This window comes from Vibrio sp. ZF57, from assembly GCF_001691235.1.
In the GTDB taxonomy this organism is placed as follows: domain Bacteria; phylum Pseudomonadota; class Gammaproteobacteria; order Enterobacterales; family Vibrionaceae; genus Vibrio; species Vibrio crassostreae_C.
Map to the genome: position 1 here is coordinate 48,388 of NZ_MAKD01000070.1, position 16,235 is coordinate 64,622.

Sequence of the window (16,235 nt, forward strand, 5' to 3'; positions counted from 1 at the left end):
ATTAATCAATTAGCTGAATTGTAATCAGCTAAAAACAAAAAGGCGACCTTTTGGTCGCCTTTCTTTGTCTCTTTCTATTATCGAACTTACTTAGAATGTAAGCCTTTCTTTTCCAGCGCGCGGTAGATAAGCGTTTGCTGAATCAGAGTTACGATGTTCGATACTAGCCAGTATAGAACCAGACCTGAAGGGAAGAACAGGAAGAAGAATGTGAACATAACCGGCATAAAGGTCATGATCTTCTGCTGCATTGGATCCGTTACAGTTGTCGGGCTCATCTTCTGGATTAGGAACATTGAAGCACCCATCAGAAGTGGCAAGATGTAGTATGGGTCTTGTGCTGAAAGGTCAGTAATCCAACCGAAGAACGGTGAGTGACGCAGTTCAACAGACTCCATTAGTGCCCAGTATAGCGAAATGAAGATAGGCATTTGCAGAAGGATAGGTAAACAGCCACCTAGTGGGTTTACTTTCTCTTTCTTGTAAAGCTCCATCATTTCTTGGCTCATGCGTTGACGGTCGTCGCCGATACGCTCACGCATTGCAGTCAGCTTAGGCTGAAGCATACGCATTTTCGCCATAGACGTGTACTGAGCTTTCGTTAGTGGGTACATAGCACCACGAACGATGAAAGTTAGACAGATGATTGCCAGACCCCAGTTCACAACGATGCCTTGAATGAACGAAAGCAGAGTATGAAGTGGTTTAGCAATGAACCATAACCAACCGTAGTCAACTACTAGGTCTAGGTTAGGTGCAACAGCAGCCATTTGGTCTTGAAGTTTAGGACCAACCCAAAGCGTTGCTTTGAAGTTTGCTTCGTCGCCAGTAGCGATGGTTTTGTTCGGCATGCGAACACCGATGTCGCCAAGGTTACCAATTACACGAGTGTAAAGGTTGCTGCCTGCTTCGTCGCGTGGGATCCATGCACTTGCAAAGTAGTGCTGAATCATCGCTGCCCAACCTTGACCGTTTGCTAGGTTAAGAGACAGGTTGCGATCTTGCATGTCGTCGAAGCTGTATTTTTTGTAACGCGTATCTTCCGTAGAGTAAGCACCACCACGGTAAGTTGGCATTGTTAGGCTACCGCCGTCATCCATTACGTTCTGACGCAGGTGAGCGTACATGCCGAATGTCGCGTTGTTACCAGAGTTGTTGACTACATCGTATTCAACATCCATTGCGTAGCTGCCACGCTTAAGGATGAATGTTTTCGTGTAATCAAGGCCGTTCGCTTGGTAAGTCATCGGGATGCGTAGTTCATCCTGACCATCAGCAAGCGTGAAGCTGTCTGCTGAAACTGTGTAGCTTGGGCGGTTTGTGCTGCTTAAATCGATACCTTGAGGACCCACTAGACCGCTTTGTGCGATAAATTGGTGACCTGGTTCGTTTTTAAGAAGAACAAACGTATCTTCAGAATCGAACTCAGCAGAGTAATCGTTTAGGTTTGCTTTAACGACATCACCACCAACCGTATCAATTGACAGAGTCAGTACATCAGTTGTTACTGTGATAGTTTTAGCAGAAGAAGCAACTTGACCAGGAGCCGGGTCTAGATCATCTGCATAAGATGGCGCTGGTAGGGTGCTGCCAGATTGTGCCTGCTCAACCGCTTGTGGTGCTGGATTCTGAGCTACGTTCCATTGTTGGAACAGTAGGAAAGAAACCAAAGCCAATGCGATTAACAGGATATTACGTTGAGAATCCATCGTTATTTATCTCTGTCTTGTTTTTGGACTGGTGGAACGGGGTCAAAGCCCCCTTCGTTCAAAGGATGGCATTTTAATAGACGTTTGCCTGATAACCAACACCCTTTTACAAAACCGTGAGCTTTCAACGCTTCTATCGCATATAAAGAGCAGGTTGGAGTAAATCGGCAGCGTGGGCCGATGAGTGGACTAATAAACCATCTATAAAAATAGATGGGTATTAGCGCTATCCACGCGAAGGGCGAGACAGGCGAAGCCATAATTTGTCGAGTAGCTTGAACATTTCTTCATTGCTTAAATCTTGCGCGCTCTTCTTAGCGATTACAACAAAATCTTTGTTAGGAAGTTTGTGTTGAGTGTTACGAAAGCTTTCACGAGTAAGACGCTTGAATCGGTTACGACCCACGGCGGTTTTAATCTGCTTTTTCGGAACGGCTAATCCAAGACGAGGATTTGAAAGAGAGTTATTTCGGGCAATGATGGTGAAATGAGGGGAGCCAGCTCGATGAGCTTGCTTGAAGACATTTTGATAATGTTCGGGAGTTAACAAGCGTAACTCCCGACCGAAGGCTAGCTTATTCAAAATAATCAAAGATTACTTAGAAAGACGCTTACGGCCTTTTGCACGACGTGCATTGATTGTTGCGCGACCGTTCTTAGTAGCCATGCGAGCACGGAAACCGTGAGTACGCTTACGCTTTAGAACTGTAGGTTGAAAAGTGCGTTTCATTGTAATTACCTTACTGATCAGTAGTTTTAGGTTTTTGTTAAACCCGGCGTGGGCATTTTTTCTCTTCTTTATATAAGAAAGGAAAACCGACGCCTCTCAACAAAGAGGCGGAATTGTAATCACTGTCACAAAAAGTGTCAATGATTGGGTTAACTAAAATTCCGGTCGGGGGATTATACGTAGAATAACTAAAATCACAAGGATCCTTAGTCGATCCCAACCTTATTTAAGAATTTTTTTAATTTAGGATCCTGTGGATTACCAAAAATATCCTGTGGAGATCCCTGCTCGATAATATGACCGTCAGCCATGAAGATCACTCGGTCTGCGACCTCTCTCGCGAACTGCATTTCATGGGTAACCACCAGCATGGTTTGATGCTGATTTGCCAGTTTTTTCATTAGGTTAAGCACTTCGCCAACCCACTCAGGATCGAGCGCTGAAGTCGGCTCATCAAACAGTAAAAGCTCGGGTTGTAGTGCCATTGCACGGCCAATACCCACCCGTTGTTGCTGGCCACCAGAGAGCGCGGCTGGGTAGCTATCACCTTTGTCACCTAAGCCAATATCATCAAGTATTTGTTGTGCTTTTTCATGGGCTTGCTGTTTTTTCCAACCACGAACGGTAATTAAACCTTCAGCAATATTCTGTCTCGCGGTTTGGTGAGCGAACAGTGCATAGTTTTGGAACACAAAACCGGTCTTACGACGCAGTGCAAGCACCTCTGCCTTAGTGTGTTTCTGAGTATCAACCTTGATATCATCAATCGAAATCGTGCCTTGATCGGCTTGCTCTAGAAAATTCACACAACGCAGTAGGGTAGATTTACCCGTACCACTTGAACCTATGATGACAATTATCTCACCTTGTTTGATTTCTAGGTCGATCCCTTTCAAAACTTCGGTGTCACCAAACTGCTTGTGGATACTTTGTAATTTGATCATCGTACATACGCCTTATTCAGTTTCACTTCGGCCCAAATTTGAATACGAGTGAGGATAACCACCACGCCCCAGTAAATCAGTGCGACTGCTAAGAAAGCCTCGAAGAAGCGGAAACTTGAAGAAGCCTCCATCTGAGCTTTAGCCATGATTTCGGCGACACCTAGGGTGAAGGCAAGTGAAGTCGACTTGATCATATCGATGAAGTAGTTCATCAACGACGGCAGTGCCACGCGAGTTGCTTGCGGTAAGATCACTCGGCGCATCGCTTGGCTGGTTGTCATACCGACCGAAAGGCTGGCTTCCATCTGGCTGCGATCAATACCGATAATCGCGGCACGAATACTTTCTGCCATATACGCGGCAAAGTGCAGGGTTAAGCCAATCACAGCGGCGCTGAAGGCATCCAACCCAACCATCCACGGGAAGACTTGTGGTAAGCCGTAATAAAGGAGGAACAGCTGCACCAACAGTGGTGTGCCTCGGAAGAAGCTAATGTACAGCTGGCTCAGTTGGTCGAGCACTGGGATTTTGAATACACGAATATTCGCCAGTATCAGAGACAGGATCAGAGCAAAGAACAAGCCCCAGGTCGCCATCTCCATCGTGGTGCCTAAATACTTCAGTAGTATTGGCAACAGCTCTAGCATGTAATTAAAGTCAAATCCCATAATCTATCTCGTATTTTTATTGGCAGTGTTGTTCTATATGTAAGTACTGTTGTATCAGGTTTTTTAATCAGTGCACAAAAGCAAAAAGCCCACCGCTGTATAAAGCAGTGGGCCTTGAATGGAGAAAGTGAGTAATTACTTCTGAGTAATGTCCGCACCAAACCATTTCTGAGAGATACTTTCTAGCGTACCATCTGCGCGCATTGCTGCTAATGCTTCATTTACTTCTGCTTGCAGTTTTTTGCCGTTATCGTTGTCGACGAAAGGCCAAGCGTTTTCAATTGTTTCGAATGGCTGACCTGCTAGTTGTAATGGTAGACCTGTCTTCTTGATAAGCTCTAGTGCTGATAGGCGATCCATTACGAATGCATCGGCACGACCCAGTGCCACGTCATGTTCAATACCTGTATCGTAGGTTTTTACATTGATCTTGCCATCTTTGTCGTAGCTGCGAAGCAGTTGTTCAAAGTTTGAGCCTAGGTTTACCGCAACCGTCTTGCCATCAAGGTCTTCGATGCCTTTAATGCTGTCATTACCTTTACGAACGGTAATTTGTGCGCCGTCTACTACGTATGGGTCTGCGAATAGGTATTTCGCTTTACGTGCATCCGTCATTGTAATTTGGTTTGAAATGGTATCGATGCGACCCGTTTCAAGAAGACCAAACAGACCAGAGAAGTTTGCCGTTACGTATTCAACCTTGTAATCGTTACGCTTACCGATCTCATCCCATAAATCCACTTCAAAACCCTGTAGCTGGTCTTGTTTAACGAACGTAAACGGGAAATAGCGACCAGACATGCCGACTTTAACTTCAGTCGCAGCTTGAACAGTAGCAGCAGAGAGTGCGATAGCCGCAATTGCAGCCTTAATCCAGTTATTCATTTGGTAACTCCTTATATTTATGGGTTTGGATGTTACTGGGAAAATGCTCACTAGAATAAATAACCAGATGTTATTAACCATAACCAGATTGAATTCCCGATTTGGGGATAACTAGCAAGGATCCGGGCATAAGTGGATCATTGTGTGAGTAAATTAGGGGCAAGATGTGTGGATCCACCGATAAATTACAAATTTATTGTGAATAACTTGGATCTTATTCACTGGATCTGTGATCAATTGCTGGTGATCTGACTTATCAACAGGTAAAATTAGCGGTCATTTCATATTACTTTAAATAGAGTGAGGGCACCGTGTCATCTTCGCTTTGGTTGCAGTGTTTGCAACAGCTTCAAGAAGAGTTACCAGCTACAGAATTCAGTATGTGGGTTCGTCCGTTACAAGCGGAACTCAATGACAATACTCTAACTCTATTTGCACCGAACCGTTTCGTACTCGATTGGGTTCGTGATAAGTATCTAAATAGCATTAACCGTCTGCTGCAAGAATATTGCGGTAACGATATCCCACATCTTCATTTTGAAGTGGGAAGCAAGCGTGTGATTGCACCAAAGCCTGCGACACCGACACCAACTCAGACTCGCACTGCAGCTGATGTGGCCGCTGAGTCATCAGCACCTGCGCAATTACAAGCTCGCAAACCTGTCCATAATATCTGGCGTGATGAAGAGCCTGTCGCGGTTGACTTGAATCACCGCTCAAACGTGAACCCAAAACATAAGTTCAATAACTTTGTTGAAGGTAAGTCGAACCAACTCGGTTTGGCTGCGGCACGTCAGGTTTCTGATAACCCAGGTACAGCCTACAACCCGTTGTTCCTATACGGCGGCACTGGTTTAGGTAAAACGCACTTGTTGCATGCGGTGGGTAACGCCATTGTTGATAATAAGCCGAATGCGAAAGTGGTTTACATGCACTCAGAGCGTTTTGTTCAGGATATGGTAAAGGCTCTGCAAAACAACGCGATCGAAGAATTTAAGCGCTACTACCGTAGTGTTGATGCATTGCTTATCGATGACATCCAATTCTTTGCTAATAAAGAGCGTTCTCAAGAAGAGTTCTTCCATACCTTTAACGCGCTGCTTGAAGGCAATCAACAGATCATCCTAACGTCTGACCGTTATCCAAAAGAGATCAACGGGGTAGAAGATCGTCTTAAATCTCGTTTCGGCTGGGGTTTGACGGTAGCGATTGAGCCACCAGAGCTTGAGACACGTGTTGCGATCTTGATGAAGAAAGCCGAAGACCACCAAATTCACCTTGCGGATGAAGTGGCGTTCTTTATTGCCAAGCGTCTACGCTCTAACGTTCGTGAACTGGAAGGCGCATTGAACCGTGTTATTGCGAATGCAAACTTCACTGGCCGCCCGATCACGATCGACTTCGTGCGTGAAGCACTGCGTGACCTACTTGCACTGCAAGAAAAACTGGTCACTATTGATAACATTCAAAAGACAGTAGCCGAGTACTACAAAATCAAAGTCGCTGATCTATTGTCTAAGCGTCGTTCTCGTTCTGTTGCTCGTCCACGTCAATTGGCGATGGCACTGGCGAAAGAGCTAACAAACCACAGCTTGCCTGAGATTGGCGATGCATTCGGTGGTCGTGACCACACGACGGTACTACATGCTTGTCGTAAGATTGCTCAGCTGCGTGAAGAGAGCCACGACATTAAAGAAGATTATTCGAACTTGATTCGTACCCTTTCTTCTTAATACACAGTATTCTTAACCTTAATAAGCAGAATCTTGGCCACGTACTATTACGCAGTGCCATTTAGACCGTAAGAGCAAGATATGAAATTTACCATTGAACGTAGTCACCTGATTAAGCCATTACAACAAGTATCTGGCGCACTCGGTGGCAGGCCAACGCTTCCAATTCTAGGAAACCTACTGATTAAAGTAGAAGATAACGTGTTGTCGATGACAGCGACGGATCTAGAAGTTGAACTGATCAGCCGTGTAACGCTTGAAGGTGATTTCGAAGCGGGCAGCATTACCGTACCTTCACGTAAATTCCTAGATATCTGCCGTGGATTGCCAGATAACTCAGTGATCACTGTGGTATTGGATGGTGACCGTATTCAGGTTCGCTCTGGTCGTAGCCGCTTTTCTTTAGCAACATTACCTGCGGCAGATTTTCCAAATATTGAAGACTGGAGCAGTGAAGTTGAAGTGTCAGTGACACAAGCTGAACTTCGCGGTCTTATCGAGAAAACACAATTCTCAATGGCGAACCAAGATGTTCGTTATTACCTCAACGGTATGTTGTTTGAGATTGAAGGCTCTATCCTGCGCAGCGTGGCGACCGATGGTCACCGTATGGCAGTATCTCAAGCACAACTGGGTGCGGATTTTGCTCAGAAGCAGATCATTGTTCCTCGTAAAGGTGTTCAAGAGCTAGTGAAGCTATTGGATGCACCTGAACAGCCAGTAACACTGCAAATTGGTAACTCTAACGTGCGAGCTGAAGTGAACAACTATGTCTTCACTTCTAAGCTGGTTGATGGTCGTTTCCCTGATTATCGCCGCGTAATGCCGCAAAATACCACCAAGACACTTGAAGCTGGCTGTGATGAATTACGTTCAGCATTTTCTCGTGCTGCGATTCTATCGAATGAAAAATTCCGTGGTGTTCGCGTTAACCTTGCGGATAGCGAGATGCGCATTACCGCGAACAACCCAGAGCAAGAAGAAGCAGAAGAAGTACTCGATGTTAACTTCGACGGTGACGCGCTAGAGATTGGCTTCAACGTAAGCTACGTATTGGATGTTCTGAACACACTGCGTTGTGAACAGGTTCGCATCTCAATGTCAGACGCCAATGCGAGTGCTCTTATCGAGAACGCACAAGATGACAGCGCGATGTACGTTGTTATGCCAATTCGCTTATAAGCAGCCCTATGTTGACCTACCGAGTCGTGATTGAAGATTAATATGAAGACGTTATGCCTTTATCGCGCTTAATCGTTAAGCAGTTTAGAAATATTGAAGCCTGTGACATTCAACCGTCATCAGGCTTTAACTTTCTTATAGGGGCTAACGGAAGCGGCAAAACCAGTGTCCTTGAAGCTGTGTATCTGCTCGGACATGGTCGCTCATTCAAGAGTTCACTTACCGGTCGTATCATACAAAACGAGTGTAGTGAGCTGTTTGTACATGGCCGTTTTATGACCTCGGATCAATTTGAGCTGCCAATTGGCATTAATAAGCAGCGCGATGGCACGACAGAGGTTAAAATAAGCGGTCAAACTGGGCAAAAGTTGGCTCAGTTAGCTCAAGTCTTACCTTTGCAGTTGATTCACCCTGAAGGGTTTGATTTACTAACCGATGGACCTAAGCATCGCCGAGCATTCATTGATTGGGGAGTCTTCCACAGTGAGTCGGGCTTTTATGATGCGTGGGGCAGGGTAAAGCGCCTCAATAAGCAGCGAAACGCCTTATTGAAAACGGCAACGCACTATCGAGAGCTGAGCTATTGGGACCAAGAATTGGCCCGTTTAGCAGAAAGCATCAGTCAGTGGCGTGCCACCTACGTTGATCAGCTCAAAGAAGTCGCCGAAGAAATCTGTGCGACCTTCCTTCCTGAGTTTGAGATAAAGATTAACTACTATCGTGGCTGGGACAAAGACACCCCGTACGCCGATATATTAGAAAAGAATTTTGAAAGGGATCAGCAGCTTGGTTACACCTTTAGTGGGCCAAACAAAGCGGATCTGAAGATAAAAGTGAACGGCACTCCAGTGGAAGATGTCTTGTCACGAGGTCAATTGAAGTTGATGGTGTGCGCGCTACGAGTAGCACAAGGGCAACACCTCACTCAAATGACAGGTAAGCAGTGCATCTATTTGATAGATGACTTCGCTTCCGAATTAGATAGCCAACGCCGAGCACGTCTTGCTGAGTGTTTAAAGGCGACCCAGGCTCAAGTTTTTGTAAGCTCTATTACCGCTGATCAGATTGCAGATATGCATGACGAAAATAGCAGGATGTTTCATGTGGAACATGGCAAAATAGAGCAAGGATAATTAGTCAGAGAGTAACTATGTCAGATAATTACGATTCATCGAGTATTAAAGTACTGAAGGGTCTGGATGCGGTACGTAAGCGTCCTGGAATGTACATTGGCGACACGGATGATGGTACCGGTCTGCACCACATGGTTTTTGAGGTGGTAGATAACTCTATTGATGAAGCGCTAGCTGGTCACTGTAATGACATCATTGTAACTATCCATGAAGATAGTTCTGTGTCTGTGAGCGATGACGGCCGTGGTATTCCAACAGAATTGCACCCAGAAGAAAACGTATCTGCAGCCGAAGTAATCATGACGGTTCTTCACGCTGGTGGTAAGTTCGATGATAACTCGTACAAGGTATCTGGTGGTCTGCACGGTGTTGGTGTTTCAGTAGTTAACGCACTTTCTAAGCAAGTTACTCTTACTATCCACCGCGGTGGCAAAATCCACACTCAAACCTACAGCCACGGTGAGCCTCAAGCGCCACTAGCGGTTATCGGTGACACGGATAAAACAGGTACAGAGATTCGTTTCTGGCCGAGTGAAGAAACCTTCACTAACATCGAGTTCCATTACGACATTTTAGCTAAGCGTCTACGTGAGCTATCATTCTTGAACTCAGGTGTATCAATTAAGCTAATTGACGAGCGCGAAGAAGACAAAATGGATCACTTCGAATACGAAGGCGGTATCCAAGCGTTTGTTGAACACCTTAATACTAACAAAACGCCAATCATCCAAAAAATCTTCCACTTTAACTCTGAGCGCGAAGACGGTATTACCGTTGAAGTTGCGATGCAGTGGAATGACGGCTACCAAGAAAACATCTACTGTTTCACCAACAACATCCCTCAACGCGATGGTGGTGCTCACTTAGCAGGTTTCCGTGCGGCGCTAACGCGTACTCTGAACAGCTTCATGGACAAGGAAGGCTTCTCTAAGAAAGCGAAGACTGCGACCTCTGGTGATGATGCTCGTGAAGGTCTGACGGCGATTGTTTCTGTTAAAGTGCCTGATCCTAAGTTCTCAAGCCAAACTAAAGATAAGCTGGTTTCTTCAGAAGTGAAGTCTGCCGTTGAATCTACAATGGGTGAGAAGTTGTCTGAGTTCCTTATTGAGAACCCAGGTGAAGCGAAAACAGTTTGTTCTAAAATTATTGATGCAGCACGTGCTCGTGATGCAGCGCGTAAAGCTCGTGAAATGACTCGTCGTAAAGGCGCATTAGATTTAGCGGGTCTTCCTGGTAAGCTTGCTGACTGTCAGGAAAAAGATCCTGCACTGTCTGAACTATATATTGTGGAAGGAGACTCTGCTGGCGGTTCAGCTAAGCAGGGGCGTAACCGTAAGAACCAAGCAATCCTACCGCTGAAAGGTAAAATCCTTAACGTAGAGAAAGCACGTTTCGATAAAATGCTGTCTTCTCAAGAAGTAGCAACGCTAATCACCGCTCTTGGTTGTGGTATTGGTCGTGACGAATACAACCCAGATAAACTGCGTTACCACAACATCATCATCATGACCGATGCCGATGTCGATGGTTCTCACATCCGTACCCTACTACTGACGTTCTTCTACCGTCAAATGCCAGAGCTGATTGAACGTGGCTACATCTACATTGCTCAACCGCCACTTTACAAAGTGAAGAAAGGTAAGCAAGAGCAGTACATTAAAGATGAAGATGCGATGAACCAGTATCAAGTATCTTTGGCTTTAGACAACGCAGAACTGCACGTAAACCCTGAAGCGCCAGCATTTGCAGGTGAAGGTTTAGAGAAGCTTGTTCAGCAATACAATGCAGGCATCAAGCTTGTTGATCGTATGAGCCGCCGTTACCCACGCGCATTGGTTCACGAACTGATTTACGTTCCTCGTCTAACGGCCGAGCAGTGTCATGATGACGCGGCAGTTGAAGCTTGGGGTAAGCAGCTTGTTGAACAGCTAAACGCGAAAGAAGTAGGTGCAAGCCAATACAGCCTTGAAGTTGAAAAACACGAAGAGCTAGGCTTAAGCGTTCCTAAGATTGTGGTTCGTACTCATGGTGTGACTCATGAACACCTACTAAGCATCGATCTTATTAACTCTAAAGAGTTTGGTAAGCTAGCGGATCTTTCTGAAGCTCTTGATGGCTTGATTGAAGAAGGCGCTTACATTAAGCGTGGTGAGCGTACTCAAGAAGTTTCTAGCTTCGTTGATGCTCTGAACTGGTTAGTGAAAGAGTCTCGTCGTGGTCTAAGCCTACAGCGATACAAAGGTCTAGGTGAGATGAACCCTGATCAACTTTGGGAAACCACGATGGATCCTGAAACTCGCCGTATGATGCAAGTAACAATTGAAGACGCTGTTGGTGCTGATTTGTTGTTTACGACGCTAATGGGTGACCAAGTTGAACCTCGTCGTAACTTCATCGAAGAGAATGCACTGAAAGTAGCAAACCTAGACGTTTAGTCTCTTTGATACTTCGCTCTTTGGCTTAATTTCTGTGTCAGAGGTGCTCACATACATTCGTATGCTCCGCGCCTCTTCCTTGAACTAAAGCCAAATAGCTTCGTCTCAAAAAACTAAAATCATTTTAAAGCACTATCCTTTGGATGGTGCTTTTTTATGTTTGTAAGATATTGAAAAATATTGAGTTGCAAAAATAATTGAAAATAACCCCTTGAAACTATTTTGCTCAATCCATATATCTATTTGTGAAGAGGATGACTGTCTTGCTCTACAAGAGAAGAAACAGAACCTTCATTACCGCTAACGAAGTATCGCTCAATAGAGGATAACTTTGGCAGCACACAACTTAAAAATTGATTCATTGCCATGTCCCAGCGTTGTCGCCAATAGAGGTGAAACCCGAGGAATGCGAATTGAATCTCTTAGCTGTTTACTGGGTCACACACAGGTTAGATCCAAGTAAAATTCGCAGCTAAGACTATTGCTTACTAAAAGGATAGCATTATGAGAACTGTAGATTTCACTCCACTTTACCGCAACGCAATCGGCTTCGATCGTCTATTCAACATGATGGAAGCGAATACATCGAAGAACTCTTCTGGCGGTTACCCTCCATACAACATCGAGCAAAAAGACGAGAACAACTACCGTATTACTATGGCAGTCGCTGGTTTTGCTGATGACCAATTAGATCTGACTCAGAAAGAGAACATGCTAATTGTGAAAGGTGAGCGTAAAGCAGAAGCAGAGAAAACCTTCGTATACCAAGGTATCGCAGAGCGCGATTTCGAGCGTAAATTCCAACTGGCTGACTACGTAAAAGTGGTAGGTGCAAGCATGGAAAATGGTCTTCTTCACATCGACCTCGAACGCGAAATCCCAGAAGCGATGCAACCACGTAAGATTGCTATCAATGGTAATAGTTTACTAGAAGGCTAATTACTGTTAGCTCCTTAGAGCTAAAAAATATCGGGAAGTAAAAGTGAAAGAGCACCTAATGAGGTGCTCTTTTTGTATTTGACCTGCGGTAAGCTAAAAGCTCTTATTACTGCTCTGAGTAAGCCTTTTTCACTTCTTCAGCAATGATAGCAATGCCTTTCTGCATCGCCTCATCATCTTGTACGTAGTTCATGCGTAAGCACTGGTGAGCATGATCCCACTCGTCTTCTTGGCCGATAAAGAAGTATTCACCCGGAACAATCAATACGCCGCGAGCTTTAAGGCGGTCGTACAGTTCCATTGTGGTGATCGGCAGCTCATCAAACCATAGCCATAAGAAGATAGCGCCTTCAGGCTTGTGAATACGGAAGCGAGGGTCGTCGATAGCGTCTTGTAACAGTTCAACTGCACGTAGTGACTTATCTTTATAGAAAGGTTTGATTACCTCGCTACTTAAGCGCAGTAAATCGCCTTTTTCAATCATGTGATTGGCAATTGCAGGGCCAACACTGTTTGGCGCTAAGCTAATGATGCCATTCATGTTGGTCAATGCTTGTGTTACTTCTTCACTCGCAATTACGATACCGCAACGCACACCCGGCAAACCAAGCTTAGAAAGGCTCATGCACAGAATCGTATTTTCATTCCAGAGCGGTTCGACATCTTCAAAGATGATGTTAGGAAACGGCAGGCCGTAAGCATTGTCGATCAGCAGTGGGATGTTGTTTTCACGCGCCAGTTTATCCAGTTTACGCACTTCTTCGTCGGTCAGTACGTTACCCGTTGGGTTGGTTGGACGAGATGCACAGATAGCCGCGACTGAGTCATCAACCTTTAGTTGTTCAAAATCAACGTGGTATTTAAACTGACGGTTTTCTAGCAGTTCGATCTCTGGGTGGTAAGAGATAAAAATATCGTCATCAATACCCGCGTCGCCGTAGCCGATGTATTCCGGTGCGATCGGCAGTAGGATTTTCTTATGTGAGCCGTCAGGCTGTTGGCCTGCTAGCAGGTTGAATAGGTAGAAGAAGCCACTTTGACTGCCATTAGTCAGGCTGATGTTCTTCTCGCTGATGTCCCAACCGTAGGTCTCTTTCAGCATTGCTGCTAACGATTTGATGAAGCTGTCTTTACCCTGCGGACCATCGTAGTTGGCGAGGGCGGCGATGAGTTCTCCACTGGCGAGCATGTCGGCACTGGCTTGGTTAAAGTAATCGAGCATGGCAGGGATAGCGGCTGGGTTGCCACCACCGAGCATGATAGCGCCAGGAGTGCGCAGGCCATCATTCAAATCATCCATTAAACGAGTGATTCCAGAGTATCGATTAAACTTTTCGCCAAACTTAGAGAACTGCATTACTAATTTTACCTAATTCATTGTGATTGCTTGTTACGTGTCATTAAGGCAGACCTTATGTCTGCCATCAGTGTATTCCTTGAACATACCGCAATGTTTTTGCGACGCATAGCGCCAAATGCTCTAACACGTAAAAAACTTCTATAAAGTTTGGTTAATGAGTGACAGCTTGCTTATTGAACGTACCTTTAGCGATAAAAAAAGGAGAAGCCTAAGCTTCCCCTTTAGTTTCTGGTGTTTATGTTAATGAAGGTTTAGTTCGAACCGGTATAAACGACTAATACCTTGTCATCTTGGTATTGGCGTTCGAACGCATAGTAGCCCTTGCTGTTACGGATGATGTGCTTACCCTGAGCAACGGCTGGGTGGCGTTGGCGGAATTGGCCAAGCGCTTGCCAGTGTTCTAGCAGCTCTACACGTTCGCCAGTGATTTGATCCCAAGGCATGTCTGAGCGTGTGCCTTGCATTGGATCAGAACCCGTTGGGCCAAAGTCTCGGGCGATTTCATCGCCGTAATAGATCTGTACCGCACCGGGAGCCAGCATCAACGCGTTTGCAGCTTTGGTTTGTTTTGCAAAGTCACTGCCATGTTGTGTCCAGAATAGCGAGGTGTCGTGAGACGAAAGGTAACTCAGTACGTTGAACTCGCTGTCGTTGTTGATCTTCTCTGCGTATCGAAGGTAATCAGCATCAAGATCGGATAGGCACTTGAGCGCCTTTGGTGCGATATCACTCTGGAATTCAAAGTTGATGATCGAATCAAATCCGTTAGCGAAGTAATCTGATTTGACCACGCTGTGTGCCCATACTTCGCCAGTCATCCAGAAGGGTAAGTCATCCAAGGCCTTGTCTGGGTTGTTCTGTTTCCACTCGGCAAGTGCCTGGTTGGTGCTCTCTTTCAGTTCTGCCCATGCTTCGAGTTCAACGTGTTTAGCGGTATCGACCCTGAAACCATCGACACCATATTCGCGCACCCAATCCGATAACCAAGTGATTAAATGGTTACGAGGTGTTTTGAGTTCATCGGTCGCGCTGGTGGACTTATTGCGATAGAAATTAGGCAGCCCGATTGTCTCTGTCGACTCTGTTTTGAAATCGGGCAGATGCGCCAAAGACATGGTGAGGTTATTGTAGCCCGGAGAGTCATAGGCGCCGATATCGCTGCGTAGCCAAGCTTTGCCCCACCACTTTTCCCACGCTTCTTTGTCGCTGTAAGAGATGTAGTTGTTGAAGTAGTGCCAGTTCTGACCTTTGGCTGGTTGCCAATCTGTCCAGTTTTCGCCAAGTGTTTGTTTGGCTTCTTCGTCAGTTAGGTTGAGCTTACCAAAATCAAACTCTTGCATGTCGGCAAGCGTCGCATAGCCGGTGTGGTTCATTACCACATCCCAAACAACACGAATGCCTTTGCTATGCGCGGTATCGATGAAGGTTTTTAGCTCGTCTTCGGTGCCCATGTTGTCATCGAGCTTGGTCCAATCTTGATGGTAGTAGCCGTGGTAGCCGTAGTGTTTGAAGTCACCTCGATCACCGCCGCCAACCCAGCCGTGGATTTGCTCTAACGGAGACGTTATCCAGATAGCATTAGCACCGAGTGATTCTATGTAATCGAGTTTTTCGGTTAAGCCTGCCAAGTCACCACCGTGGAAGGTGCCGATTTCGTCTTGTCCATCTTGGCTGCGACCGTAACTGTTGTCGTTATCAGGATTACCATTGTGGAAACGGTCAGTCATTACGAAGTAAACCGTGGCGTTATCCCAACTAAAGTCAGCTTTGGTTTCTGGTTCTACTTTCTCAAGCAGCAGAACACCTTGGCTATTTTCTGCTGGCTGCATGGTGACGCTGCCATTCGTTACTGTGACTTGTTTGCCTGAAAGAGCGTCTCTAACCACGGTGCCATCATCAAAGGTTTGAGCAACGTCGATGATGGTTGGTTCGTCACTAGGAACCGGACAAGCAAAGCTTTGTACTTGTTGTTGCTTCGGCTTTATCTGAACGGTCAGTTCATTGGTTTGTGGGTTGAGCATAAACTGATAGGTGTTAGCGCGAAAGATCTTGATATCTAATTCAGACTTCTCGGCGCAGTCGTCTAGGCGAAGGGGTTTATTGAATTTGATGCGGTTTTCTTCAGCCAGCGCATAGTTGGTGCCACAGGTATTTTGAGTATCGCTGATAGAGAAGGTATAGCTACCTTTCGCGAGTTCCTGTTCTGCAATCACGGTGCCTTTACCGGATGATTCGAATACGACAGTGTCGTTATCAATTGTCAGTAATAGGTTGTTGTCACTGGTTTGGCTGCATGCGCTGAGTGCGAGTATTGAAAGCGCGAGTACTGTTTTTTTCATTGTTCCCTTCCCCTGAATAAACAGGTCAGTTATAGCAAACAATGCCCTCTACAGTCTGAGTGCTGTTTCATTCAGTTAATCAATAAGACCTCTACAAACAAATGCTTGGTTCACAAAAACAAAAAGGGAAGCTTTCGCTTCCCTTTGGGTGTTTACCGTTAATTACTCAGAGTATGAC

15 protein-coding genes are annotated in these 16,235 nt (G+C 45.5%); 5 read left to right on the forward strand and 10 right to left on the reverse strand.

The window, feature by feature from the left end:
• Positions 1-86: 86 nt before the first annotated feature.
• The 7 genes from yidC to A6D97_RS08030 form a co-directional block, all read right to left on the reverse strand.
• Positions 87-1,709 (reverse strand): membrane protein insertase YidC, encoded by a 1,623-nt coding sequence (gene yidC, locus A6D97_RS08005; RefSeq protein WP_017058806.1) that lies wholly within the window; start codon positions 1,707-1,709, stop codon positions 87-89.
• 2 nt (positions 1,710-1,711) lie between these two features.
• A complete protein-coding gene (gene yidD, locus A6D97_RS21490; RefSeq protein ID WP_004735802.1) occupies positions 1,712-1,969 on the reverse strand; it encodes a membrane protein insertion efficiency factor YidD in 258 nt (85 codons plus the stop codon).
• Positions 1,936-2,259, reverse strand: a complete 324-nt coding sequence (gene rnpA / locus A6D97_RS08010) for a ribonuclease P protein component (RefSeq protein WP_017055478.1) — start codon at positions 2,257-2,259, stop codon at positions 1,936-1,938. Before rnpA ends, yidD begins: the two co-directional genes overlap by 34 nt.
• A gap of 45 nt (positions 2,260-2,304) precedes the next feature.
• Entirely contained in the window at positions 2,305-2,439 is a 135-nt protein-coding gene (gene rpmH, locus A6D97_RS08015) for a 50S ribosomal protein L34 (protein ID WP_004735800.1), read from the reverse strand.
• Positions 2,440-2,645: 206 nt separating this feature from the next.
• Entirely contained in the window at positions 2,646-3,383 is a 738-nt protein-coding gene (locus A6D97_RS08020) for an amino acid ABC transporter ATP-binding protein (protein ID WP_017063027.1), read from the reverse strand.
• On the reverse strand, positions 3,380-4,051 hold the full coding sequence (locus tag A6D97_RS08025; protein ID WP_009848134.1) for an amino acid ABC transporter permease: 672 nt from the start codon (positions 4,049-4,051) through the stop codon (positions 3,380-3,382). The genes A6D97_RS08020 and A6D97_RS08025 overlap by 4 nt, the downstream gene beginning before the upstream one ends.
• A 135-nt stretch (positions 4,052-4,186) precedes the next feature.
• Complete coding sequence (locus A6D97_RS08030; protein WP_009848135.1) at positions 4,187-4,936, reverse strand: amino acid ABC transporter substrate-binding protein; 750 nt, start codon at positions 4,934-4,936, stop codon at positions 4,187-4,189.
• A 311-nt stretch (positions 4,937-5,247) separates the two neighbouring features.
• Here A6D97_RS08030 and dnaA point away from each other — a divergent pair, with 311 nt between their 5' ends.
• The 4 genes from dnaA to gyrB all read left to right on the forward strand — a co-directional run bounded on the left by dnaA (position 5,248) and on the right by gyrB (position 11,419).
• Positions 5,248-6,669 carry a chromosomal replication initiator protein DnaA gene (dnaA, locus tag A6D97_RS08035; RefSeq protein WP_017058808.1) on the forward strand — a complete coding sequence of 474 codons (1,422 nt, stop codon included), beginning with the start codon at positions 5,248-5,250 and terminating at the stop codon, positions 6,667-6,669.
• A gap of 81 nt (positions 6,670-6,750) precedes the next feature.
• Positions 6,751-7,851 carry a DNA polymerase III subunit beta gene (gene dnaN, locus A6D97_RS08040; RefSeq protein WP_017058809.1) on the forward strand — a complete coding sequence of 367 codons (1,101 nt, stop codon included), beginning with the start codon at positions 6,751-6,753 and terminating at the stop codon, positions 7,849-7,851.
• A gap of 53 nt (positions 7,852-7,904) precedes the next feature.
• Entirely contained in the window at positions 7,905-8,984 is a 1,080-nt protein-coding gene (gene recF, locus A6D97_RS08045; protein WP_017058810.1) for a DNA replication/repair protein RecF, read from the forward strand.
• A gap of 17 nt (positions 8,985-9,001) precedes the next feature.
• Positions 9,002-11,419, forward strand: coding sequence for a DNA topoisomerase (ATP-hydrolyzing) subunit B (gyrB, locus tag A6D97_RS08050; protein ID WP_017058811.1), 2,418 nt, complete (start codon positions 9,002-9,004; stop codon positions 11,417-11,419).
• A gap of 239 nt (positions 11,420-11,658) precedes the next feature.
• Here the strand turns inward: gyrB and A6D97_RS22295 are convergent, their stop codons facing one another.
• Positions 11,659-11,781, reverse strand: a complete 123-nt coding sequence (locus A6D97_RS22295) for a hypothetical protein (RefSeq protein WP_267869012.1) — start codon at positions 11,779-11,781, stop codon at positions 11,659-11,661.
• 142 nt (positions 11,782-11,923) lie between these two features.
• Between A6D97_RS22295 and A6D97_RS08055 the strand changes: the two genes are divergently transcribed.
• Positions 11,924-12,358: an Hsp20 family protein gene (locus tag A6D97_RS08055; RefSeq protein ID WP_009848140.1), complete on the forward strand. Its 435-nt coding sequence runs from the start codon at positions 11,924-11,926 to the stop codon at positions 12,356-12,358.
• 106 nt (positions 12,359-12,464) lie between these two features.
• Here the strand turns inward: A6D97_RS08055 and A6D97_RS08060 are convergent, their stop codons facing one another.
• Both A6D97_RS08060 and A6D97_RS08065 read right to left on the reverse strand, forming a co-directional pair.
• The gene (locus tag A6D97_RS08060; RefSeq protein ID WP_017058812.1) at positions 12,465-13,715 is read right to left on the reverse strand and encodes a valine--pyruvate transaminase; all 1,251 of its coding nucleotides are present in this window, start codon (positions 13,713-13,715) and stop codon (positions 12,465-12,467) included.
• 254 nt (positions 13,716-13,969) lie between these two features.
• Positions 13,970-16,057, reverse strand: coding sequence for an alpha-amylase (locus A6D97_RS08065; RefSeq protein ID WP_065584159.1), 2,088 nt, complete (start codon positions 16,055-16,057; stop codon positions 13,970-13,972).
• Between the last annotated feature and the right edge of the window lie 178 nt (positions 16,058-16,235).